Genomic DNA, 24,105 nt, shown 5'->3' on the forward strand with positions numbered 1-24,105 from the left:
TACCGACCGAGGAGACCATGAATCCGAGCGATCTCAAGCCGCCCCACTGGGCCCTGTCCGAACGCGCACGCAAGCTCACGAGCTCGGCGATCCGCGAGATCCTGAAAGTGACCGAGCGCCCCGAGGTGATCTCGTTCGCGGGCGGCCTGCCGTCGCCCGCGACCTTCCCCGCCGAGCGCATGCGCGAAGCCGCCGACCGCGTGCTGCGCGACTCGCCCGCCGCCGCGCTGCAATACAGCGCGACGGAAGGCTTCCTGCCGCTGCGCGAGTGGATCGCCGAGCGCTATCGCGTGCGCGCGACGCAGGTGCTTGTCACGACGGGCTCGCAGCAGGCGCTCGATCTGCTCGGCAAAGCGCTGATCGATCCGGCGAGCCGCGTGCTCGTCGAGACGCCGACCTACCTCGGCGCGCTGCAGTCGTTCTCGCTCTTCGAGCCGACCTACGTGCAGGTGCCGACCGACGACGCGGGCCTCGTGCCCGACGGGCTCACGCCCGAGCTCACGAAGGACGCGCGCCTGTTGTACGCGCAACCGAATTTCCAGAATCCGACCGGCCGCCGCTTGCCCGTCGAGCGCCGCCGCGCGCTCGCCGCGTTCGCGCAGACGAGCCCGTTCCCGGTGCTCGAGGACGATCCGTACGGCGCGCTCAACTATGCGGGCGAACCGCTGCCGACGATGCTGTCGATGGCGCCCGATCACGTCGTCCACCTCGGCACGTTCTCGAAGGTGCTCGCACCCGGCCTTCGGATCGGCTATATCATTGCGCCCGAGGAGCTGCACTTCAAGCTCGTGCAGGCGAAGCAGGCAACGGACCTGCACACGCCGTCGCTCACGCAACGCATCGCGTACGAGGTGATCCGCGACGGCTTCCTCGACGAGCACATCCCGACGATCCGCAAGCTCTACGCCGCGCAATGCGAAGCGATGCTCGCGTCGCTCGCCCGGCACATGCCGCAAGGCGTGAGCTGGAACCGCCCGGAGGGCGGCATGTTCATCTGGGTGACGCTGCCCGCGCAGATCGACAGCATGCAGCTCCTCGAGGCGGCGGTGGCGAACAACGTCGCGTTCGTGCCGGGCGCGCCGTTCTTCGCGAGCGACGCGCAGAAGAACACGCTGCGGCTGTCGTTCGTCACGGTGCCGCCGGAGCAGATCGAGGAAGGCATCGCGCGGCTCGGCAAGCTGCTGCGCGAGCGCCTGTGACGCTTCTCGTTCGTTCACACATTCACGATTTCACGATTGACTCACGAGGATAGGAATCAGATGGCAAACGTCTACGACAAACTGAAGGATCTCGGCATCGAGCTGCCGGTCGCGGGTGCGCCCGCCGCCGCCTACGTGATGAGCGCGCAATCCGGCGACACCGTCTATCTGTCCGGCCACATCGCGAAGAAGGACGGCAAGGTGTGGGCCGGCAAGCTCGGCCACGACGTGACGACGGAGCAAGGCAAGCAAGCCGCTCGCGCGGTCGCGATCGACCTGCTCGCGACGCTGCACGCGCACACCGGCGACTTGAACAAGGTCAAGCGCATCGTCAAGGTGATGAGCCTCGTCAACTCGACGCTCGAGTTCACCGAGCAGCACATCGTGACGAACGGCGCGTCGGAGCTGATCGCCGAAGTGTTCGGCGACGCGGGCAAGCATGCGCGCTCGGCGTTCGGCGTCGCGCAGATCCCGCTCGGCGCGTGCGTCGAGATCGAGCTGATCGCCGAAGTCGCGTAACGCGATGGCCGCCGCTGCCGGCACCGTGACGGTGCGCTTCAAGCAGGTCGACGTGTTCACGTCGGTGCCGTTCAAGGGCAATCCGCTCGCCGTCGTATTCGACGCGCACGCGCTCTGCGACGCCGGCATGCTCGAGATCGCGCGCTGGACGAACCTGTCCGAGACCGCGTTCCTCGTCGCGCCGACCGATCCCGCCGCCGACTACCGCGTGCGGATCTTCACGCCGGGCGGCGAGTTGCCGTTCGCGGGCCACCCGACGCTCGGCGCCGCGCACGCGTTTCTCGACGCGGGCGGGCAGCCGAAGACGCCCGGGCGGCTCGTCCAGCAATGCGGCGCGGGGCTCGTCGAGCTCGCGCGGCGCGACGGCGGCTGGGCGTTCGCCGCGCCGCCCGCGCGCGTGACGCCGCTGCCCGAGCGCGACTGGCCGGCGCTCACGGCCGCGCTGCGCACGGGCGCGATCGATTTCGGCGCGCCGCCGCAGGCGGTCGACAACGGCGCGCCGTGGCTCGTCGTGCGGCTCGCGTCGGCGGCCGACTGCCTCGCGCTCGCCCCCGACCGCGAGGCGCTCGCGCCGATCGCCGCCGCGCTCGGCGCGGGCGGCCTCGCCGCATACGGCCCGCATCCGGCCGACGGCCCGGCGACGTTCGAAGTCCGCTGCCTGATGACGGGCGACGCGTTCGCCGCAGGCGAAGACCCCGTGACGGGCAGCGCGAACGCTGCGATCGCGGGCCTCCTCGCGCAGGCCGGGCGCCGCCCGGGGCGCAGCTACACCGCGCGCCAGGGCACCGCGCTCGGCCGCGACGGCCGCATCGCGGTCGATTACGACGACGACGCGGGCAAGATCTGGATCGGCGGCGCCGCGGTCACGCTCGTCGACGGCCGCATCCGGCTGCGGTAGGCCGCGCGTTCACCCGGCCGCGCCCGCCGCGCGGCCGGTTCCGCGCGGGCCGCGCGCGGGACCGATCCCCTCCTCACCCGGTTAGCGATATCCTGGCCGCGCTAAATTAAAGACTGACCATTCAGTAATATCGGGCCTCGTCTATTGTCTTCTTTATCGGCCCGTTTACTCGGTTATCCTGTCGGATCGCCCATGCGCGCAAGGACACGTTTCGTCCGATGAGTTCGTCCCGGTCACACGCCGCCCGCGCCGCGCGGCCGGTGCGCGCGACACGCAAGTCGCGCCGCCGCCGCGCGTTGTTCGCGATCCCGCTCCTCGGCACGCTCGCGCTCGCGCTGCTGTGGGTAGCCATCATCGCGCGTCTGTCCGTCGAGAAGGAAAGCGCGTACCGCGAGGCCGCGGCGTCGGCCGCGATCCTGTCGACCGCGCTCGAGCAGCACACGGTCAAGGCGATCCATCAGGTCGACCAGATCACCCGCTTCGTCAAGTACGAGTTCGAGAAGTCGCCCGCGCACTTCAATCTCGCGAGCACCGTCGAGAAAGGCGTCGTGCCGAGCGACACGCTGATCCAGGTGTCGCTCCTCGACGCGCGCGGCCGGCTGACCGCGAACACGGCCGACCCGCATCCGAAGCCGATCGACCTGTCCGACCGCGAGCACTTCAAGGTGCACGCGCACCGCAACGACGACGATCTGTACATCAGCAAGCCGGTGCTCGGCCGCGTGTCCCGGCACTGGACGCTGCAGATGACGCGGCGCCTGAACCATCCGGACGGCTCGTTCGCCGGGGTCGTCGTCGTGTCCGAGGACCCGACCTACTTCACGAACGACTTCTACAACAACGCGACGCTCGGCAAGGACGGCGTGATCGCCGTGATCTCCGACACGGGCGCCGTGCTCGCGCGCAGCACGGGCTCCGCGCAGAAGGTGCCCGGCACGTTCTCCGCGTCGGGCGTGTATCCGGTGTCCGAGCGCGCGTCGGGCACCTACGTCGATCCGATCGACAGCATCGTGCGCATCGTGTCGTACCGCCATCTCGACGGCTACCCGCTCGGCGTGATGGTCGGCCTGTCGCAGGCGGACGAGCTCGCTGACTACCACCACACGCGCAACGTCTATCTGCTGATGACGAGCTTCATCACGCTCGCGATGCTCGCGTTCTTCGGCGTCGCGACGGGCCTGATCGGCAAGCTGCTCGGGCGCGAGCGCGAGATGACCCAGCTCGCCGAATTCGATCTGCTCACCGGCCTCGCGAACCGCTACGCGACGCTGCGCAGCCTGCGCAACGACGTCGCGCTGCCGTCGAACCTGTCGCGGCTCGCGCTTCTCTTCATCGATCTCGACAACTTCAAGACCGTCAACGACACGCTCGGCCACAACGCCGGCGACATCGTGCTGCAGATGACGGCCGCGCGCCTGTCCGACGCGGTCGTGAACGAAGGCGCGCTCGCGCGCATCGGCGGCGACGAGTTCGTAGTCGTCGTGAAGGGCGACGACGTCGAGCGGCGCGCCGAGCGCCTCGCGGAGGCGATCGTGCGGATGTTCGCCGAGCCGTTCGACGTGCGCGGCAGCTCGTTCGTGCTGCACGCGAGCATCGGCATCGCGCTGCATTCGGTGGAGAACGAAAGCGAGATCGACCTGCTGAAAAAGGCGGACCTCGCGATGTACAGCGCGAAGGACGCGGGCAAGAACTGCTATCAGTTCTACGCGCCGCATCTGTCGCATCGCGCGGATCACCTGATGCGCTGGGAACAGCAGTTGCGCGTCGCGCTGGCGGACGGGCAGCTGTTCCTCGCGTACCAGCCGAAGATCGACCTCACGTACCGCTGCATCACCGGCTTCGAGGCGCTCGTGCGCTGGGACCATCCGGAACACGGCGTGATCTCCGCGAACGAATTCATTTCGATCGCCGAATCGACCGGACTCATCGTGCCGATCGGCGATTTCGTGATCCGCACCGCGTGCGAGCAGCTCGCGCGCTGGCGCAACGAAGGCCACGACAAGCTCACGCTCGCCGTCAACATCTCGCCCGTGCAGTTCTGGCGCGGCGACCTGATCGAGACGATCTCGCGCGCGCTCGTCGAGACCGGGATCGAGGCGCGCCGCCTCGAGCTCGAGATCACCGAGACCGCGATGATGGAATACCCTGAGCTCGTGTCGGAGAAGATCGTCGCGCTGAAGAAGCTCGGCATCCGCGTCGCGCTCGACGATTTCGGCACCGGCTATTCGTCGCTGTCGTACCTGCACCGCTTCTCGGTCGACACGCTGAAGGTCGACCGCTCGTTCATCCAGGCGATCCCGGCCGACCGCAGCGTCTGCGTGATGGTGTCGTCGATCGTGCACCTCGCACGCTCGCTCGGCCTCACGGTCGTCGTCGAGGGAACGGAAACCGAGGAGCAGATCGCCTGGCTCACCGCGCTCGGCCGGATCGAGGCGCAAGGCTTCCTGTTCTCCCGGCCGGTGCCCGCCGACGGCATTCCGGCCCTTCTCGCGCGCTTCGGCGTATGCGGCGGCGACAGCGCTTCCCCGCTGCGCCGGGATATCGCGAGCACCGCTAAACAATCGACGGGCGGCGACTAAACACCGCACCCTCGTTTGCGCCGCGCGCCCGGTGCGTACTCGTTTTCGCTCATACAACTACCGGTTTTCCGAGTGCACAATGGAACGTGCGACGCACATGTGGCCGCGGGTGCGTCCACGACCGCACTTGGACATCAGCATGACAATCGCAAGCGTGGAGGCCGCGTGTTGCGGCGAGCGAGAATCGCTATGGGCATTGTTCAAGACCGTGACAGGCGTTTCCGCCGTGTCGTGGGGCGGTCTTGCGATGATGGCTCAGCTCGAGCAGCATTACGTCAACCATGAGCGGCGTATCGATCCGCTTTCGTTCGCCGATCTCGTCGCGCTCGCGTGGATGATGCCCGGCCCCGTCGGCTGCAACGTCGCGGTTCAGGTCGGGCACGCGCTGCGCGGCCACGCCGGCGCGTGGATCGCCGGCATCGCGAGCGTGCTGCCGTTCTTCGCGGCGATGACGGTCTTCGCGATCTTCTACCAGACGCCGTTCGTGCGCACGCTCGCGTCGCCCGTGCTGCTGCATCACTTCGGCATGGTGCTCGCCGCGCTGATCGGGCTCACCTGGTTCAGGCAGATCCGTGCGCTGGTGCACGCGCCGCTCGAGCGCGTGATCGCCGCGCTCGCGACGGTGCTCCTCGCGCTCGCGCACAGCCCGGCCACGTTCGTCGCGATCCTGACCGCCGCGTTCGCCGTCGGCTGGCTCGCGGGCGGGCACCGCAGCAGCGAGACGCTGCGGCTCGCGCTGCCCGCGCGCGAATGGCGGCTCCTCGTATCGCTGGCGGTCCTGATCGCGCTGTTCGCGCTGCCGCTGCCGATCGAATACGAATCGTCGCTATTCTGGCCGCGCCTCGCGGGCGCCGGCATGACGCTCTTCGGCGGCGGCTTCTCCGCGCTGCCCGTGCTGAAATCGCTGTTCGTCTCGCGCGCGACGGGCATCACCGAGCAGGACTTCATGCTCGCGTTCACGCTGTCGCCGGTGTCGCCCGGGCCGCTCCTGAACGTCGTGCCGTTTCTCGGCTATCTCGAGGACGGCTGGCGCGGCGCGCTGCTGTCGACGGTCGCGCTGTTCGTGCCGTCCGGCTGCCTCGTCATCTTCGCGCGGCGGCACGTCGAGCGCCTGAAGCTGCATCCGCGCTTCGCGAGCGGCATGCGCGTGCTGCGCGCGGCCACCACCGCGTTCCTCGCGATCGCGGCCGTGCGGCTCGTCGCGAAGACGCCCGTCGAGCCGGTGTATTGGGCGACGGGCGTGATCGCCTGGCTGTGCCTCGCGCGATTCAAGGTGCCCGTCTATGCGCTATACGGCGCGGTCGCGGCCGCGTGCGGCGGCTGGCTGATTCTCGCGGCGCATGGGTGAATGCGGCCCGAGGTTTTCCGCGATCTATTGTTTCTCGTGGTTTCGCGTTGTTGATTTGAGTTGCTGATTCGAGTCGTTGATTCGCTTCACGGTCGCGTTTCGCGTCGCGCCGTACTTGTCTCCCCCTTCGTTCGCTGCGTTGTGCTTCGCTGCCGCCCGCCTCCCGCTTCGCGGCCTTTGGCGATGCGTCGCGCGCCACGTGTCCGCGCCGACGGGGCAACTGCCGTCGGCGAAATAGCGGCCCGCCCGCGCGAACACGCCGCGCGGCACAGCGCGTTCGGTTCGCGCTCGAACACCTCCGACATCGCTGCGTCGCCCCAGTCCTCCCGCATCGTGTTCCACCCGCGATGCGCAGCGTCGAGAAAGCGCAGCTAGTTCATGTCGTGCACGGCCGCGATCGGCGCAACACCGAAGTCGGCCGGCTCGCGCACGGAAAGGCTCATCGCGAGCGCCGCCGCGACGAGCCGCGCCGCACGCTCGGGCACCTACGACGAAGCGCGCCGCGACACGCTTGCACAAAAAAAGAAAAAGCCGGCGTCGCGCCGGCTTTCGAAAGGGACCATCGAAGAAGAATCGGATTCCGTTCATCGCCACGCCACCGCCCTTTGCGCGATCCAGCGCGCACGCAGACGGTCGTAGCCGAGGTTGAACAGGAACGTGAACGGCAGGAAGAACAGCAGGATGCCGAAATCGAGCAAGAGCGCCTCGAGCAGGCTGATCCCGAGCCACCATGCGGCGAGCGGCAGCGCCATCGCGACGAGGCCGAGTTCGAACGCGATCGCATGCATCGCGCGCACCGCGAACGTCCGCGCGAGACGATAGCGGCGCTCGATCCGCTCGAAGAGCGCGTTGAACACGACGTTCCACACCATCGCGATCACGGATACCGCCGCCGTCAACACCCCGACGTGCACGAGCGACAGGCCGAGCACCCAGCTGACGACCGGCGCGCAGATCGCGATCGCGGTCACTTCGAACGCGAGCGCGTGCACGACGCGCTCGGCCAGCGTCTTCGTCGGCACGTGCCTGGTCATTTGCATTTGCATGAAAAGCTCCATCGGTGAATGAGATGGCGCTATTTTCATCGGATTAACCGTAATCATCCAATTTGATATGATCGGTTTTTCCGATACATCAAAGGAGCATGCGCGATGCGCCACTCCCCCGAAGCGCTGCTCGCGTTCGCCGAGGCCGCCAACCTCGGTTCGTTTTCGGCCGCCGCGCGCAAGCTCGGCAAGCGGCAGTCGACGATCAGCGAAGCGATCGCGAACCTCGAGATCGACCTCGGCGTCACGCTGTTCGACCGCTCGACGCGCCAGCCGACGCTGACCGACGCGGCCCGCGCGCTGTTGCCCGAAGTGCAGCGCGTGCTCGAGGCGAGCGAGGCGATCGATCAGGTCGCCGCGCGTCTTGCGGGCGGCGAGGAGGCGCGCCTCACGCTCGTCATGTCGGACACCTATCAGTCGAGCCGATACGAGCAGACGCTTGCGGCACTCGACCGCCGCTTTCCGACGCTCGAGTTCGAATGTCAGATCGCCGAGCACGACGACGTGCTCGACCTGATCCAGCAAGGCCGCGCGCAGCTCGGTCTGATGGCGGCGCGCAGCACCTACCCGCCCGACATCGGCGCGGCGACGGTCGCCGAGCGCTCGGAGATCGGGCTCTACGTCGGCCGGCAGCATCCGTTCGCCGCGTACGGCGACGCCGAAGTACCGCTCGCCGCGCTGCACGACGCACGCGAGCTGCGCCTCAATACCTACGTGGCGCCGCACGGCGAGCGGATCGAAACGGGGCTCGTCGCGGGGCGGCGCTGCTGGTCGGCGCCGAGCTATCTGCTGTTGCTGGAAATGGCGGTGGCGGGCTTCGGCTGGGCGGAGTTGCCGCGCTGGATGGTCGAACACTTCGCGCGCGAACAGCTCGTCGAGCTCAATGCGCGCGGCTGGCCGCGGCGCGTGCCGGTGGATGCCGTGTGGTCGCGCGGCCGGCCGCTCGGACCAGCCGGCTCATGGCTGCTGGAGACGATGCTCGCGCCGTGACGCGCGCATCGGGGAAACAAACGCCCCGCGTGCGCGCGCGTCGAAGGCTGGGGACGCCGAAAGTCAGAAGCCGCGCGACAGCACCGCGGCGGCGATCGTCACGACGCCGAGCACGAGGTTGACGATCACGAGGAGACGCACCGCATTCACCGCGCGCGCGCCGTCCGGCCAGTTCTGCGCCTGCACCGCGCGGCGGATGCGCGGGAACAGCGCGAAGCGGATGTGGCCGAAGATCAGCATCATCACCACGCCGAGCCCCGCCATCGCATGCAGCGGCCACGTCGCGTGCGCGCCGCCGAACTGCGTGAGCAGGAAGCCGCCCGTGAGCAGGATCACGATCACCGAGCCCGCGACCCAGTTGAAGAAGCGGCCGAATACCGCTTCGACGAGCGGCAGGCGCAGTTGCGGCGACAGATCGGACAACGCGGGACGCAAACAGAAGTTCGCAAACACCATGCCGCCGACCCACACCGCGACCGCGAGCAGATGGAGAAACAGAGCGACGGCGATGGCGTGAGACATGAGGGGGACCTTTTCTTTCCGGTTTTCAGATGGCCGATGCGCCGCGCGGATGCACGGCGCGCGACACGATGAGCGCATTCGACAGCCGCGGCGCGCGACGGTTCAGCGCAATGCACGCGGGTTGCGGCTTTTGGGTGCGCCGCTCTAGTCGAACGGCGCTTCGGCGCTTCGGCGTTTCGGCGTTTCGTTCGTTTCGTTTGTCGATTGCGGGTTCGTCGACGTTGCGACGATGCGTGCGATTCGCTTGACGCGCTGCGGATACGCCGCGACACGTGCGCCGCCGCGCGGATCGCCATGGCCGACATCGTACGCAAAGGATAACGAACGAAGAGGGTCGGCGGTCGGCGGTCGGCGGTCGGCGGTCGGCGGTCGGCGGTCGGCGGTCGCCGTTCGCCGTTCGCCGTTCGCCGTTCGCCGTTCGCCGTTCGCCGTTCGCCGTTCGCCGTTCGCCGTTCGCCGTTCGCAGCAGCGTACTCGTTACTGCCCTGAACCACAAACCTGGCCGTCGATCGCGATGCGACGAACGACGAACGAAGATCGAATCGCCAGCAACCAAACTATTCCGAATGCCCGCGACAGCGGCCGATTTCCGGCGACGGTCGACATCGCAGCGGCCGACGTCACGGCCGCGCGGCGCTGCGCCGACGCCGAAGCAGCCCGAAGCCGCCCGACGGCGCCGAAACGTTCCAAAGCCGCACCCCGACGATCCGACCGGGCCGGCCCGCGCCCGCATCTCGATGCGGACACGCGGCCCCGCCGCACGCTCCCGCGCCGCGCCCCGTCAGCCGAGCACCGGGCGCAATCCGCTCACCTTCAGCTTCGTGTCCGGCGCGCGCCCCTTGCGGGCCCGCTTGCCGACGTGCGGCTCGAGCGCGCGCGCCGTCAGCGCCTCTTCCTGCGCCTTGCCGCCGCGGCCCGTGCCCGTCAGCACGACGCCCGCCGCATCGATCGCGAGCGCCTGCACGAGCGTCTCCTTCGGATCGAGCGCCATCAGGATCACGCCGCGTCCGCCGCCGCCGAGCGTCTTCATCTCGTCCATGCCGAACACGAGCAGACGCCCGCCGCTCGACAGGCACGCGACCTGCGACGCATCCGGCAGCACCGGCATCGGCGCGAGCGGCGCCGCGCCTTCGTCGATGGTCATGAACGACTTGCCCGCCTTCACGCGGCTCACCATGTCGCCGACCTTCGCGATGAAGCCGAAGCCGTTGCTCGACGCGAGCAGCAACGGCTGCTCGGCGGGCGCCGCGAAGTAATGGAGCAGATGCGAGCCCGATTCGAGCTCGATCAGCGACGTGACGGGCACGCCGTCGCCGCGCCCGCCCGGCAGCACCTGGACCGGCACCGAATACACGCGCCCCGTGCTGCCCCACGCGATCAGCGTGTCGGGCGTGCGGCACTGGAACGCCGCGTACAGGCCGTCGCTCGCCTTGAACGAGAAGCTCGCCGGGTCGAGCCCATGGCCCTTCAGCGCGCGCACCCAGCCCTTCTGCGACACGACGACCGTCACCGGCTCGTCGACCACCTTCGCCTCGAACGTCGCGCGCTTCTCCTGCTGGATCAGCGTGCGGCGCTCGTCGCCGTACTGCTTCGCGTCGGCCTCGATCTCCTTGATCATCAGCCGCTTCATCGCGCTTTCGTTCGCGAGCAGCTCTTCGAGCTTCGCCTTCTCGGCGCGCAGCTCCTCGAGCTCCTTCTCGATCTTGATCTTCTCGAGCCGCGCCAACTGGCGCAGACGGATTTCGAGAATGTCCTCGGCCTGCCGCTCGGTGAGGCCGAACGCGCTGATGAGCGCGGCCTTCGGCTCGTCCGATTCGCGGATGATGCGGATCACCTCGTCGATGTTCAAAAAGACGATCATCCGCCCTTCGAGGATGTGAATCCGGTCGTTCACCTTGCCGAGCCGGTGGCGGCAGCGCCGCGTGACGGTGGCCTGGCGGAACCGCACCCATTCGCCAAGAATCGACGCGAGCCCCTTTTGCGCGGGCCGTCCGTCCTCGCCGATCATCACGAGATTGAGCGTCGCGTTCGATTCGAGGCTCGTGTGCGCGAGCAGCGAATTGACGAATTCGGTCTGGTCGATCGTGCGCGTCTTCGGCTCGAACACGAGCCGCACGGGCGCGTCCTTGCCCGACTCGTCGCGCACCGCGTCGAGCAGGTCGAGCATCGCCTTCTTCGTGTTGATCTGCTCCTGCGTGAGCGTCTTCTTGCCCGCCTTGAGCTTCGGGTTCGTCAGCTCCTCGATCTCCTCGAGCACCTTCTGGCCCGACGTGCTCGGCGGCAATTCGGTGACGACGAGTTGCCACTGGCCGCGCGCGAGATCCTCGATCTTCCAGCGCGCGCGCACCTTCAGGCTGCCGCGGCCGATTTCGTACGCGGCGGAGATCTCCGCGTCGCTCGAGATGATCTGGCCGCCGCCCGGAAAATCCGGCCCCGGCACGAGCTGCATCAGCTCCGCGTGCGGCAGCGCGGGATGGCGGATCAGCGCGACCGCGGCCGCCGCGACTTCGCGCAGGTTGTGCGACGGAATCTCGGTGGCGAGGCCGACGGCGATCCCCGACGCGCCGTTCAGCAGCACGAACGGCAGCCGGCCCGGCAAGAGCTTCGGCTCGTCGAACGAGCCGTCGTAGTTCGGCATGAAGTCGACCGTGCCCTCGTCGATCTCGTCGAGAAGGAGCTTCGCGATCGGCGTGAGGCGCGCTTCGGTGTAGCGCATCGCCGCCGCGCCGTCGCCGTCGCGCGAGCCGAAGTTGCCCTGGCCGTCGATGAGCGGATAGCGCATCGAGAAATCCTGCGCGAGACGCACGAGCGCGTCGTACGCGGACTGGTCGCCGTGCGGGTGGTACTTGCCGAGCACGTCGCCGACGACGCGCGCGGACTTCACCGGCTTCGCGTTGTCGCCGAGGCCCATCTCGTTCATCGCGTAAAGAATGCGGCGCTGCACGGGCTTCTGGCCGTCGCTCACGTCAGGCAGCGCGCGCCCCTTCACGACGCTCACCGCGTAGTCGAGATACTGGCGCTCCGCGTAGCGGCCGAGCGTCAGGAAATCGCCCTCGGGCGCGGCCGGCTCGGCGAAAAGATCGGGAGTGTTGTCGTCCATCTAGATTTCGTGTCCGTTTATGCGATGCGTGCGAAGCCGGGCGCGCGCCCGGCCGCGCTCAGATATCCGCTTCGACTTCGTTGCCCTTTTCCTCGAGCCAGTTGCGGCGCGCGGCGGCCTCGCCCTTGCCCATCAGCATCGTCATCTGCGCGACGGTCGACTCGAAGTCGAGGTCGCCGAGCGCGATCGGCATCAAGCGGCGCGTGTCGGGATTCATCGTCGTGTCCCACAGCTGCTCGGCGCTCATCTCGCCCAAGCCCTTGAAGCGGCTGATCGTCCATTGCGATTCGCGCACGCCGTCCTTGCGCAGCTTGTCGAGAATCGCCTCGAGCTCGCCTTCGTCGAGCGCGTAGAGCTTCTGCGCGGGCTTCTTGCCGCGCGCGGGCGCGTCGACGCGAAACAGCGGCGGCCGCGCGACGAACACGTGGCGGCGCTCGATCAGTTGCGGGAAGTGCTTGAAGAACAGCGTGAGCAGCAGCACCTGGATGTGCGCGCCGTCGACGTCCGCGTCCGACAGGATGCAGATCTTGCCGTAACGCAAGTTCGACAGGTCGACGCTGTCGTCCGGGCCGTGCGGATCGACGCCGATCGCCACCGAAATGTCGTGCACCTCGTTGTTCGCGAACAGGCGGTCGCGCTCGGTCTCCCATGTGTTGAGCACCTTGCCGCGCAGCGGCAGGATCGCCTGGTATTCCTTGTCGCGGCCCATCTTCGCGGAACCGCCCGCCGAATCGCCCTCGACGAGGAAAATTTCGTTGCGCGCGATGTCCTCGGTCTCGCAATCGGTCAGCTTGCCGGGCAGCACCGCGACGCCGGAGCTCTTCTTCTTCTCGACCTTCTGGCCCGCGCGCGTGCGCGCCTGCGCCTGCCTGATCACGAGCTCGGCCAGCTTCTTGCCGTGCTCGACGTGCTGGTTGAGCCACAGCTCGAGCGCCGGGCGCGTGAACGACGATACGAGCTTCACCGCGTCGCGGCTGTTCAGGCGCTCCTTGATCTGCCCTTGGAACTGCGGATCGAGCACCTTCGCCGACAGCACGAACGACACGCGCGCGAACACGTCTTCCGCGAGCAGCTTCACGCCCTTCGGCTGCAGGTTGTGCAGCTCGACGAAGCTCTTCACCGCCTGGTAGAGGCCGTCGCGCAGGCCGGATTCGTGCGTGCCGCCCGCGGGCGTCGGAATCAGGTTCACGTACGACTCGCGCACGAGCGAGCCTTCCTCGCTCCATGCGACCACCCACGACGCGCCCTCGCCCTCGGCGAACGTGTCGTCGCCCGAGCGCGAATCGGCGAAGCGCTCGCCTTCGAACAGCGGAATCAGCAGCTCGCTGCCGTTCATCTCGTCGAGCAGATAACCGCGCAGGCCGTCTTCGTATTTCCAGCTCTGCCGCTCGCCCGTCTTCTCGTTGACGAGCACGACCTCGACGCCCGGCAGGAGCACCGCCTTCGAGCGCAGCAGCCGCTGCAGCTCGCCCGTCGGCAGGTTCGGCGAATCGAAATACTTCGGATTCGGCCACACGGTCACGCGCGTGCCGGATTTCTTCTCGCCGCGGCCCGCGCCTTGCGTCGCGAGCGGCTTGACGACGTCGCCGTCGGCGAAGCCGAGCTGCGCGACTTTGCCGTCGCGCCAGACCGTCACGTCGAGCCGCGTCGCGAGCGCGTTCGTCACCGACACGCCGACGCCGTGCAGGCCGCCCGAGAACGTGTACGCGCCGCCCTTCGCCTTGTCGAACTTGCCGCCTGCGTGCAGCCGCGTGAACACGATTTCGACGACGGGCACCTTCTCTTCCGGATGCAGCCCGAACGGGATGCCGCGCCCGTCGTCCTCGACGGACACCGACTGGTCGGGATGCAGCGTGACCGTGATCTGCTTGCCGTAACCGCCCAACGCCTCGTCGGACGCGTTGTCGATCACTTCCTGGATGATGTGCAGCGGATTCTCGGTGCGCGTGTACATGCCGGGCCGCTGCTTGACGGGCTCGAGGCCCTTCAGCACCTTGATCGATGCTTCGCTATACGCCGCTGCGGGCTTTTTCGTAGACATAGAAGCTCAGGTTCGTCATTCACCTTGACGTTATCCCCAACTCGTGTGGATAACGTCGTGGACAAAACGTTGAATTCGATAAAAATTCGAGTCGAAACAATGGCGTGCTCGGATTGCTTCGAAAGCGGGCGGCGCGCCGCGCGCGTGCGCCGCGCGGGCCCCGTCCGGAACGCGGCGTATTTTACTGGTTCCGCAACGGCGAACTCATGAAGGCTTACGTTTCGCTTCGAGCGCCTCCCAGCGCTCGAGCGCCGCGAGAAGCTCGTCGTCGAGCGCCGCGAAGCGCTCGGTCAGGCGCGCGCCCTCCTGCGGGTCCTTCGAGAAGATCGAGCCGTCCTCGAGCTGCGCGCCGACCGCCTTCTGCTCGGCCTCGAGCGCGGCGATCCGCTCCGGCAGCGCGTCGAGCTCGCGCTGCTCGTTGAACGACAGCTTGACCGTGCGCTGCGCGTTGCGGCCCGCCGCGCTCTTCGGCGCGTCGTCCTTCGCGGCCGCGGGCTCCTTCGCCGCGCGCTTGCCCGCGTCGTCATCGGCGATCCGCTGCGCGCGCTCGCGCTGGATCTGCCAGTCGGTGAAGCCGCCGACGTATTCGCGCCACTGGCCGTTGCCCTCCGACGCGATCACCGACGTGACGACGTTATCGAGAAACGCGCGGTCGTGGCTGACGAGCAGCACCGTGCCGTCGTAGTCGGTCAGCAGTTCCTCGAGCAGCTCGAGCGTCGGGATGTCGAGATCGTTGGTCGGCTCGTCGAGCACGAGCACGTTCGCCGGCCGCGCGAACAGGCGCGCGAGCAGCAGACGGTTGCGCTCGCCGCCCGACAGCGACTTGACGGGCGAGCGCGCGCGCTCGGGCGCGAACAGGAAATCGCCGAGATAGCTCATCACGTGCTTGCGCACGCCGCCGATCTCGACCCATTCGCTGCCCGGGCTGATCGTGTCGGCGAGGCTCTTTTCCGGATCGAGCTGCGCGCGCATCTGGTCGAAGTACGCGACCTGCAGGTTCGTGCCGGTGCGCACCGTGCCTTCGTCGGGCTTGATTTCGCCGAGGATCAGCTTGAGCAGCGTCGTCTTGCCCGCGCCGTTCGGGCCGACGAAGCCGATCTTGTCGCCGCGCATCAGCGTGCTCGAAAAACGGTCGACGACCGCGCGCTCGCCGTAGCGCTTCGTCACGTCGGTCAGCTCCGCGACGATCTTGCCCGACTTCTCGCCCTGCGCGACGTCGAGCCTCACGTTGCCCTGCGTGTTGCGGCGCTCCGCGCGCTCGCTGCGCATCTGCTCGAGCCGCGCGATGCGGCCGACGCTTCGCGTGCGCCGCGCCTCGACGCCTTTCCTGATCCACACCTCTTCCTGCGCGAGCAGCTTGTCGAACTTCTCGTTCTCCACCCGCTCCACTTCGAGCTGCTGCGCCTTGCGGACCTGGTACGCGGAGAAGTTGCCCGGATACGACAGCAGGCGGCCGCGATCGAGCTCGACGATGCGCGTCGCCACGCGATCGAGGAACGCGCGGTCGTGCGTGATGAAAAGCAGGCCCGCGCGCTGCGCGACGAGCAGTTCCTCGAGCCAGCGGATGCCGTCGAAATCGAGGTGGTTGGTCGGTTCGTCGAGGAGCAGCACGTCCGGCTGCACGACGAGCGCGCGCGCAAGCGCCGCGCGCTTCTGCATGCCGCCCGACAGCGCGTCGACCTGCGTGTCGCCGTCGAGGCCGATTTGCGCGAGCGTCGTCGCGACCCGCGTGCGCCAGCTCCACGCGTCCGTCGCATCGAGCGACGACTGCAGCGCGTTCATCCGCGCGAGCAGCGCGTCGTGCTCCGCGCCTTCGGGCGTGTCCGCGAGCCGGTGCGCGATCTCGTCGTACTCGGCGAGCAGCGCGCGCGTTCCGGCGAGGCCCGATGCGACCGCGTCGAACACCGTCTGCCCGGCCTCGAATTCCGGCTCCTGCGGCACGTAGACCGTCACGAGGCTCTGCTGGCGCGTGACGAGCCCGTCGTCGGGCTTCGCGAGGTCGGCGACGATCTTGAGCAGCGACGACTTGCCGGCGCCGTTGCGGCCGATGAGCCCGACGCGCTCGCCGGCTTCGAGCGAGAAATCCGCGTGATCGAGCAGCGCGACGTGGCCGAACGCGAGTTGCGCGCCGGTGATGGAATAAAGCGACATGGGGAAGACGGCGGAGAAAAATCGGAAGCGCTCATTGTACCGGGGGCGGCGCGCGACGCCGAGATGGCACGACGGCCTAGTGCGACGGGCCGCGCGAGGCGGCGCCCGGCGGCGGCGAGGGCCTGGCGCGGCGGCCCTCGCGTGCCGGACTGCCCGAATGGGCCTACTGGACGTTGATCGTGATCGTCTGGCTCAGCTCCGGGCCGTACGAGCGGTGCGCGCCGTCGCCGAACTGCAGCGTCAGCGTATGGCGGCCGGGCGGCAGCTTCACGTCGGTTTCGGTCTGAGCCTTGCCGTAATGCAGCGAACGCTCGCTGACGGGGATCACGTCGCCCTTCGGAATGGGCTTGCCGTCGATCAGCAGATGATGATGGCCGGTGTTGGGCGTCATGTCGCCCGCGGGCCGAAGCGCCACATCGCCCTCGAGGCCGAATTTCACGTGAACGGGGTTCGAGACGGACGCACCGTCGGTCGGCTCGACGAAGTACACCCTCGCTTCCGCGTGCGCCGAGGCGGACGCGAAGAGCGCGGCCGCGGTGAACGCGCCGGCCAGCCATTTGTTGTAGAGCATCGCTCTCTCCTTTGGGGTTGAAAGGCCATCGAAGGATACACCGCGAGCGGCCGCCGCGCCGCGGGCTCGGCGCCGCTCCGGGACGCCCGGCCGACCGGCGGCGCACGCCCGGCGCACCGGCTCGCGACGCCCGCGGGCAGGCCGCGGGCGCGCCCGCCCCGCGCCGCGCTCCGACGGGCGTTCGCGGCAAATCCGGTACCATTGCGCCTTTCGCCGCCCGACGCGCCGAGTTCGCGCGATCGGACGACGTCGAATGCAATGGTTCTTCAAGAGTGCAACATGAGCGAAGTGGTCGAATACAAGAGCTGGGTCTGCCTGATTTGCGGCTGGGTCTATAACGAAGCGGACGGCTTGCCGGACGAAGGCATCGCGGCCGGCACCCGCTTCGCCGACATTCCGGACGGCTGGCGCTGCCCGCTGTGCGACGTCGGCAAGGAAGATTTCGTCGTCGTGGAGTTCTGAGCCCGGCGATCCGGCCGGCGGGGCGCTAAGGCGGGGGCTCGATGCCTGTTCCGCGCTGCCGCAGCGGCCCATCTCCCCTGCCTCACCAGGCCGGCCCCAACGCAGGTCGTCGCAAGCAACCAGACTCATGCGCTTCGGGGGCGGCCGTTCACGCGCCGAAATGGTCGCCGGACAAGGCGGCCGTGCGCCCCATCCCATCCTCCTGCACGTTCACCGGCGTTGAAAGAATTCGCGTAAGACTGCGTTTTTTTCGGCCGATGCGCTGTTCGAAACGGGCGCTCCCGCTTTCACGCGCCCTGTCCTAGCGCGCTTCGCCGGGATCACGCGTTCCCGGCGATGTTTGAAAGCATTCCTCTGCCCTATAAGTTCCATTTTGGAACGTACAATCCCGTCGGATGCACACGCAGCGAATCAATACGGACGACCATGGGAGGAGAAAACGTGGCACAGGCGGAATCATCCAGGCAAGCACCCGCCAGCTCGACGGGAGAAGCGGCCAGCAATCTCGGCAGATTTCTATCGCTCGCGTTCCTGCTCGGCCTGCTGACCGTCATGGCCGCATTCGGCTGGGTCACGTTGCAGGAAGGTAGCCATCCACTTGAGCGCCATCACCGTGCCGCCGCCGCTTCCGACGCGCGGCGAACGTGAAACTCTCACCGAGCTCGACCACGAATGGCTCCATTTCGCGCGGAAGCGCGTCTTCCAAGTTCGCAGAGCGTGTTGCGCGTCTGTCATCGCAGCGCCTGTCAGTGCGCCAACCCGCAACAATGAACCACGCAGCTTGCCGACGATGGCGAAGCCTCGTTGGTCGATCGCCTGGGTCGCGTGAAACAAATGCGCTCCCGCCATCGCGCGGCGGAACGGATTCCGCCCGGCCACGCGCGCAAGGCCGCCCTCGCGGAAACGGCGATGCCCGGCAAACCTGCGGCAATCCCACTACATTTTCCAGGTTGAACTTCGGCCGTCGGATACCTTAAATACGCTGGGCGTGACCTGAAGACACGCGACGCCCCTCGATATTGAGGAAGCCTACCGCTCAGTGGAGAAAACCACCATGTCGACAACTGTTCTAGGTTTCAAAGGAAGGGTGACTATCGCAATCAACAAAGTGACCAAGCAGTATCCGCACGCCAAGCTCTATGAAGTGGATGGTGTGGCCTCAGGCGGCCCGACCACTGACCCCAAGCAAATCGACAAACTGCGAGTCGTGTTTCAAGACGAGAACAACACGGTCATCATCGAATCCACAAGCTACGACGAATTCGGTTCCCCCGTGCTTTATCCAGCGCCCTGGGTCGGAGACGTGGTGATCGAATGGCCCGTCAAGCTGGATCTGGACGAGGCCGATCGCGCGAAGAAGGCAGCGGGGCAAACAGGCGCATACGATACGGTCACGCTGCGCAATCCGCTCGGCCCCAAACGAGGAAACCCCCTCTATATTTTCGGTTCGGGGCTCCGCCAGGCGAGGAAATTCGTGTTCGTGGACGCGATAACCGGAAAAGTGACCGTTGGGGAATAACGAGCGGGAATGAAGGCTCGATTCGTGCTCGGATGGTGTGTGCCGCAGCGGTGACGCGCGATGAGCGATGAGCGATGAGCGATGAGCGATCGCATCGTCGGTGATCGGCTTCGACAATGCACGGGGCGCGTTCGACGCGCGCCCAACGGCTCGCGCGCTCAGCCTCGTCGAGATCGGCGCGCTGCATCGCAGGCAGCTCGTGCCGCGGGCGCGAGCCGCGCCCGCATGGTGTGATCGCGGCCCGCGCCGCGCGCTACGGGCAGCCGCACCGCGCAGAATGCGCCGTTCGGGCCGTCGACTTCGCACGGCAGCCGCAACCGGTCCGGGCACGCCGCCTCGGATCAACGTCCGCGCCGCGAGCGCGCATGTCGCGCGAATGAGGCATTGAGATCGGCTCGCGGCACAGTGGTTCGCCAGCACGGCAGCGCGAGACGTTCAATTTCCGGGAGAGCATGCAATGGGAACAACCGAAAATCATTCGCGTTCTTGCGGCGACGGCAACCTTCGGAACCGGCTCAGGCAAGCTTGCCTGTATGGAACGATCGGCCTTGTGGCTTCGCTGAGCGCGCCTTGCGCGATGTCCGCACCCAATGACGACGCGCATGCCACGGCTGAGCACCGCATGCCGCACATGGAAAGCGAGCACATGATGAGCGCGCCGCCCGGCAGCAGCACATCGTTCTCGCTTTCGAAAATCGCGGCCGACGATCCCGAGCCGCCGACGGATTTCCGCCTCGGGACACTGACGAAAAAAATCAAGACGGAAAACCCGCAAACGCAAGCATTCTTCGATCAAGGCTTGCGCTTCTACTGCGCGTTCAACTTTCGCGAAGCGTACCGCGCGTTCAAGGCCGCGCTCAAGCGAGACCCCGACTGCGTCATGTGCCGATGGGGGATCGCGATGTCGCTGGGCGTGAACATCAACCAGCTCGATCAGCCGGAAGCGGATCGCCAGATCGCGCAACAGAATCTCAAGGACGCACTTCGCATACGTGATGCCGATCCGAAGGAACGCTCGCTCGTCGACGCATTGCTGCCACGCTATGAAGCTCACGCGCAACTACCCGGCGAACTCGAGCGCCAGAACCGGCGCAACCGAGACTACGCCGAGGCGATGACCGCGCTCGCCCATCGCTACCCGGACGATCCCGACATCCAAACCCTGTACGCGGATGCCGTGATGAACCTCAAGCCTTGGGAATACTGGGACCGTCAGGGGAACGCCACTTACCGTGACATTCCCCAGGCAGTCGAGGCGATCGAAGGCGGGCTGAAGGACCATTCCGATCACATGGGACTCGTCCATTGGTACATCCATATTCGCGAGGGATCGACCGAGCCGAACGACGTGACGCCTTATGCGGACAAGCTGGCCAAACTCGCGCCCGATGCCGGCCACTTGGTCCACATGCCCTCGCACATCTATTACCGCACCGGCGCGCACCGGCAATCGTTCGAAGCGAATCGGGACGCAACGTTGAGCGACGAAGGCTACTTCAAGAAAGTCGATGCCAAGCTCGCGGGCGGCATCGATCATCCGGACGGCGACCGTTATCGCTGGGGCTACTACCGGCACAATATCCATTTCGCGCTTGCTTCGGCGATCATGGCCGGCAACGTCGAGAACATGAGCTGGGCGGCTGATCGCCTGCGGGAATCGGAAGGCGAAGGCATTACGTTCCGGACCGACCGTTATCGCGGCGTCTATTACCAATCGCTGCCGTATTTCATGTCGCCGGACGAGATCATCCGGCAGCCGCCGCCGCACGGGACAGAAAAGGACTGGCGCTTTGCAAGCGTTTCCTGGAATTACGCACGAGCGCTTGCATACGTCCGCAAACACGATGTTCGCGGCGCGCAACGTGCGTACGCGAAACTTGTAAAGGACGTGATCGCCTTCAGGAAAAAGCGGCCCGACGAAGTGATGAACAGCCAGACGGCACAGATCATGCAATCGGTCGCGCGCGCGCGGATCGACCAGATGAAAGACGACGCGCAACGCGGGGTGCGCATTCTCGAACGCTCCGTCAAGCAGCAGGACAAGATGAACTACGACGAGCCGCCTTACTGGATGGTTCCGGTCGGGCAAACCCTGGCCGCGCTCCAGATCGGCCTAGGCCAATACGACAAGGCGATCAAGACGCTCCACGCGTCGCTCGGCGACGACGACCCGGAACACAACGCGTACACGAGTTTCAGAGGCAACAGCTGGGCCTATTTCGGCTTGACGCAGGCCTATGAAAGAATCGGGCTAGGAAATTTGACGCCCGAGCAGCAAAAGGACTACGACAGCGCGCGGAGCCGGCTCGCCGAATACTGCCCGCCCGACAAGAATGTTTGCGCTTTGTCGCTCGATCGCATGTAGGTGGGCAAACACGGTCGGCTCCGAGTTGAAAGGCCGCCGGCTCCGACGCCTTTGCTCGCTGGTCGCTGCTCGCGGCGCATGCGGTTGGCGCTTGGCGGCGTCAAGCACAAAGCGTTCGACGCTGTCGCCGGCGGATGGCGCGGAGACGATTTCGACAAACGCCTCGCCTATGACGGCGAGGCGTTCGAATCGAATGCGCGGACACCTCGCGTCGCGCAGTCAAGCAAGCGCACGCTCGCCAACCCACCGGGGTCGATCGAGACCACGGTCAAACGGAACCGTTCTCCGCGATGAAACGCGCCGTTCGTTGCGACGCGAATGACGTCGGGCGCGGCCTGCTTCCGCTGCGGATGCTCAGCGAACCGCCCGAATATCTCGACGATCTCATCAGGCCCCGGGGCGTCGCAGCATTGCGTTCCCGGCCCGATCAACGGCAAACGATCGAGAGTTGGTCGCGCGATGCTCGGCGCATGAGGCAAACGAAAGCGATCCCGGACTCGATATCGCGCCCAAGCCTCGCGGCCTCCTTTGTTCGAAAAGTCTTTGGTATACTTGTCTACCCTCGCTGACGGTCCTGAGGGCTGAGGACCTGGGCCCGCCAGCGATCGCCGATCTTCAGGATCGAAGCATGCATGCCCCCGTCCGTGCACTATCGCAATGCGGCGGTAACGCACGGAGCTACAAGGTCGATTTGTAGCGATTGTGTTGTAGCAGCGAGGGTATTGAGCCGTGCTTCACCGCCCGTCATTTCGCGTCATCCGCGAGCAGGCACAATCCTGGAAAGGCAAGCGGAACAAGGCTAGGCGCCTGACTCACAAAGCGCCGGTCCATCCGCTCAAACTATCCGCTCCCCGTAGTTCAGGGGATGGAATGAGAGGCGAAAGCTTTATCCAGCAAGCCTCTCACCTCGTGCTGTAGCAAATTTGTAGCACTCGAAAAAGCCCGCCGCCAGCGGGCTTTGGCATATCTGGAGCTGATCGGATTGCATCTCGGTTGCAAAGCAAATTTCAGTGCCCGATGATGCAGCAGCACCTTCAGCCGAACAGGTAAAGCACTGATCAGAAAGCTACGCCGAACAATTTGTCAGCGAAGTGCATGTGCGAGCCGAACGACTATACGAATCCCCGCCCCGTCACTCCGACATCTTTGGCGGCCACGTGTGGCTTTCGGCCTGACAGTTCCTGCACCACGCATAGAGTGCGTCGTACACCACCAGACCATGTTCCAGCATCTCGCGATCGTCGGGAAACACGTCCGATAGCCCAAGGGAAATCGCGTATAGCCCGCTAGACTGCGGCGTCAAGTCGAGCCGCGACGTATCCGCGCCCCGAACGATGCGGGCCATTTGCTGCAAGGCCAGATCGTCGCCCAAACGGTATTTGTCGAGAAACGCGTCGAAGCTGCATTTCTCGCCGACATGAGTCAACTCGACACCCGGAATGTCGTACGGGATCGCGCCGGTCTCGCCGGCGATCCGCAGGACATCGCCCGGTGGTACGTACAGGAACTCAGGCGTCTCATCGATAAAACGAACAATCAGCCAGGGACAGGCCACCCTGTCGATCTTGGGACGTTCTCGCGTAATCCATTGCATGACAGCCTCCACGGTCAGCGATGCAACAGCGGATACACCACCAGGCCAATCACGGCGGCCCCGGCCACGACTGCCGGCTCCGACAGTTTCTTGAACCTGACCAGTAGCACAATCGTCGCGAGCGCCATCAATGCGGTCGGCACGTCGACGATCGAACGCCGGGCCAGAACGATCACCGACCCCGTAATGGCACCCACGGCTGCGGCCGTAACGCCGTCGACGAACGCCAGAATCGCCGGCAGCTTGCCGTACTTCTTGAAGTACGGGGCAGGTAACACCGTGAACAGATAGCACGGCAGGAATGTCCCGGCTGCCGCCACGCACGCACCGGGCAGACCAGCCACCAGATAGCCTATGAAGCCCACCGTGATGACGACCGGCCCCGGCGTGATCATCGCGACCGCAACAGCGTCGACGAACTGCTTCTCGCTGAGCCACTGGTGCTCCGTGACCACGCCGCCATAGAGGAACGGCACGATGGCAAGTCCCGAGCCGAACACAAAAGCGCCTGCCTTGGCAAAGAAGACGGCTAGCTGTGCAAGCTGTGGCCAATCGACGGTACCCAGCCATGCGCCGGTGGCGGATATGGGCACGGCGACAACCGCATTGACGCGCCGTTGGCGTAGCCACCTGGGCGGCGAGCGCCTGAACCAGACCAGCAGGCCCGCCGCAAGAAACAACCACGCCACTTCCGATTCGGTAATGACCGTCACGGCAACCAGACCTAGATAGATCGCCCAGAGAAGTTTGTCTTTACCGATGCTCTTTGCAGTCAGCTTGCGCGCGCTGATCGCGATAATACCGATCACCGCCGCCCCGACACCGTAGAACACCGACTGCATCCAGGTCAGGCCACCGAATCGGGTGTACGCGTAGCCAAGCAGCACGACCATCAGAAACGACGGCAGCACGAACGCGACTCCCGCCACCGTGGCGCCGACGATGCGGTAATGCACATAGCCGAGATAAATCGCCAGTTGCGCCGCCAGCGGGCCGGGAGCAAGCTGCGCGAGCGCGAGACCTTCCTTGTAGTCCGCGTCGGCAATCCATTTGCGCGAGTCCACGAGGTCTCGATGCATATAGCCGGCGAGCGCGACCGGCCCGCCGAAACCGGTTGTGCCGAGCCAGGCGAAGTACCCGATCAGTTGCCACAGCGTATAGGCGGGGCGATCGCGACGTGTATTCATCTTGCGGGCGAGCA

19 protein-coding genes and 1 pseudogene are annotated in these 24,105 nt (G+C 66.4%); 11 read left to right on the forward strand and 9 right to left on the reverse strand.

Going from position 1 to position 24,105, the window contains the following annotated elements; genetic code table 11:
- Nucleotides 1-17 precede the first annotated feature (17 nt).
- The 5 genes from X946_RS14860 to X946_RS14880 all read left to right on the forward strand — a co-directional run bounded on the left by X946_RS14860 (nt 18) and on the right by X946_RS14880 (nt 6,543).
- Nucleotides 18-1,199: an aminotransferase-like domain-containing protein gene (locus X946_RS14860; RefSeq protein ID WP_038748712.1), complete on the forward strand. Its 1,182-nt coding sequence runs from the start codon at nt 18-20 to the stop codon at nt 1,197-1,199.
- A gap of 60 nt (nt 1,200-1,259) precedes the next feature.
- The gene (locus X946_RS14865) at nt 1,260-1,718 is read left to right on the forward strand and encodes a RidA family protein (protein ID WP_038748714.1); all 459 of its coding nucleotides are present in this window, start codon (nt 1,260-1,262) and stop codon (nt 1,716-1,718) included.
- 4 nt (nt 1,719-1,722) lie between these two features.
- Nucleotides 1,723-2,616: a PhzF family phenazine biosynthesis protein gene (locus X946_RS14870; RefSeq protein ID WP_038748716.1), complete on the forward strand. Its 894-nt coding sequence runs from the start codon at nt 1,723-1,725 to the stop codon at nt 2,614-2,616.
- A 218-nt stretch (nt 2,617-2,834) separates the two neighbouring features.
- A complete protein-coding gene (locus X946_RS14875) occupies nt 2,835-5,195 on the forward strand; it encodes a bifunctional diguanylate cyclase/phosphodiesterase (RefSeq protein ID WP_038748717.1) in 2,361 nt (786 codons plus the stop codon).
- A 139-nt stretch (nt 5,196-5,334) separates the two neighbouring features.
- Nucleotides 5,335-6,543, forward strand: a complete 1,209-nt coding sequence (locus X946_RS14880; protein ID WP_052145093.1) for a chromate transporter — start codon at nt 5,335-5,337, stop codon at nt 6,541-6,543.
- Nucleotides 6,544-6,669: 126 nt separating this feature from the next.
- Here the strand turns inward: X946_RS14880 and X946_RS36240 are convergent.
- Nucleotides 6,670-7,028: pseudogene (locus tag X946_RS36240) on the reverse strand (histone deacetylase family protein); the annotation flags it as partial.
- 99 nt (nt 7,029-7,127) lie between these two features.
- The gene (locus X946_RS14890) at nt 7,128-7,589 is read right to left on the reverse strand and encodes a multidrug/biocide efflux PACE transporter (RefSeq protein ID WP_038748747.1); all 462 of its coding nucleotides are present in this window, start codon (nt 7,587-7,589) and stop codon (nt 7,128-7,130) included.
- Between the two features lie 105 nt (nt 7,590-7,694).
- Here X946_RS14890 and X946_RS14895 point away from each other — a divergent pair, with 105 nt between their 5' ends.
- On the forward strand, nt 7,695-8,579 hold the full coding sequence (locus X946_RS14895; RefSeq protein ID WP_038748721.1) for a LysR family transcriptional regulator: 885 nt from the start codon (nt 7,695-7,697) through the stop codon (nt 8,577-8,579).
- 63 nt (nt 8,580-8,642) lie between these two features.
- Here X946_RS14895 and X946_RS14900 read toward each other — a convergent pair whose 3' ends face one another.
- The 5 genes from X946_RS14900 to X946_RS14920 all read right to left on the reverse strand — a co-directional run bounded on the left by X946_RS14900 (nt 8,643) and on the right by X946_RS14920 (nt 16,964).
- Entirely contained in the window at nt 8,643-9,101 is a 459-nt protein-coding gene (locus tag X946_RS14900; RefSeq protein ID WP_038748723.1) for a CopD family protein, read from the reverse strand.
- Between the two features lie 781 nt (nt 9,102-9,882).
- Nucleotides 9,883-12,201: a DNA topoisomerase IV subunit A gene (parC, locus tag X946_RS14905; RefSeq protein WP_038748725.1), complete on the reverse strand. Its 2,319-nt coding sequence runs from the start codon at nt 12,199-12,201 to the stop codon at nt 9,883-9,885.
- A 58-nt stretch (nt 12,202-12,259) separates the two neighbouring features.
- Nucleotides 12,260-14,242 (reverse strand): DNA topoisomerase IV subunit B, encoded by a 1,983-nt coding sequence (gene parE, locus X946_RS14910; protein ID WP_038748726.1) that lies wholly within the window; start codon nt 14,240-14,242, stop codon nt 12,260-12,262.
- 204 nt (nt 14,243-14,446) lie between these two features.
- Nucleotides 14,447-16,393 carry an ATP-binding cassette domain-containing protein gene (locus tag X946_RS14915; protein WP_038748728.1) on the reverse strand — a complete coding sequence of 649 codons (1,947 nt, stop codon included), beginning with the start codon at nt 16,391-16,393 and terminating at the stop codon, nt 14,447-14,449.
- A 163-nt stretch (nt 16,394-16,556) separates the two neighbouring features.
- A complete protein-coding gene (locus tag X946_RS14920) occupies nt 16,557-16,964 on the reverse strand; it encodes a DUF4399 domain-containing protein (RefSeq protein WP_038748730.1) in 408 nt (135 codons plus the stop codon).
- A 279-nt stretch (nt 16,965-17,243) separates the two neighbouring features.
- Here X946_RS14920 and X946_RS14925 point away from each other — a divergent pair, with 279 nt between their 5' ends.
- The 5 genes from X946_RS14925 to X946_RS35115 all read left to right on the forward strand — a co-directional run bounded on the left by X946_RS14925 (nt 17,244) and on the right by X946_RS35115 (nt 21,604).
- Nucleotides 17,244-17,426, forward strand: a complete 183-nt coding sequence (locus X946_RS14925) for a rubredoxin (RefSeq protein WP_038748749.1) — start codon at nt 17,244-17,246, stop codon at nt 17,424-17,426.
- Nucleotides 17,427-17,762: 336 nt separating this feature from the next.
- Complete coding sequence (locus X946_RS35475; protein ID WP_152611718.1) at nt 17,763-18,074, forward strand: hypothetical protein; 312 nt, start codon at nt 17,763-17,765, stop codon at nt 18,072-18,074.
- Between the two features lie 406 nt (nt 18,075-18,480).
- A complete protein-coding gene (locus X946_RS14930) occupies nt 18,481-18,945 on the forward strand; it encodes a hypothetical protein (protein WP_038748732.1) in 465 nt (154 codons plus the stop codon).
- Nucleotides 18,946-19,402: 457 nt separating this feature from the next.
- The gene (locus X946_RS14935) at nt 19,403-21,310 is read left to right on the forward strand and encodes a tetratricopeptide repeat protein (protein WP_235364030.1); all 1,908 of its coding nucleotides are present in this window, start codon (nt 19,403-19,405) and stop codon (nt 21,308-21,310) included.
- Nucleotides 21,311-21,388: 78 nt separating this feature from the next.
- Nucleotides 21,389-21,604: a hypothetical protein gene (locus tag X946_RS35115; protein WP_156432578.1), complete on the forward strand. Its 216-nt coding sequence runs from the start codon at nt 21,389-21,391 to the stop codon at nt 21,602-21,604.
- A gap of 838 nt (nt 21,605-22,442) precedes the next feature.
- Here the strand turns inward: X946_RS35115 and X946_RS14945 are convergent.
- The gene (locus X946_RS14945) at nt 22,443-22,904 is read right to left on the reverse strand and encodes a chromate resistance protein ChrB domain-containing protein (RefSeq protein ID WP_038748751.1); all 462 of its coding nucleotides are present in this window, start codon (nt 22,902-22,904) and stop codon (nt 22,443-22,445) included.
- Nucleotides 22,905-22,918: 14 nt separating this feature from the next.
- Nucleotides 22,919-24,091 (reverse strand): chromate transporter, encoded by a 1,173-nt coding sequence (locus tag X946_RS14950; RefSeq protein ID WP_038748738.1) that lies wholly within the window; start codon nt 24,089-24,091, stop codon nt 22,919-22,921.
- Between the last annotated feature and the right edge of the window lie 14 nt (nt 24,092-24,105).

This window comes from Burkholderia sp. ABCPW 111 (genome assembly GCF_000773065.1).
Taxonomy (GTDB): Bacteria; Pseudomonadota; Gammaproteobacteria; order Burkholderiales; family Burkholderiaceae; genus Burkholderia; species Burkholderia savannae.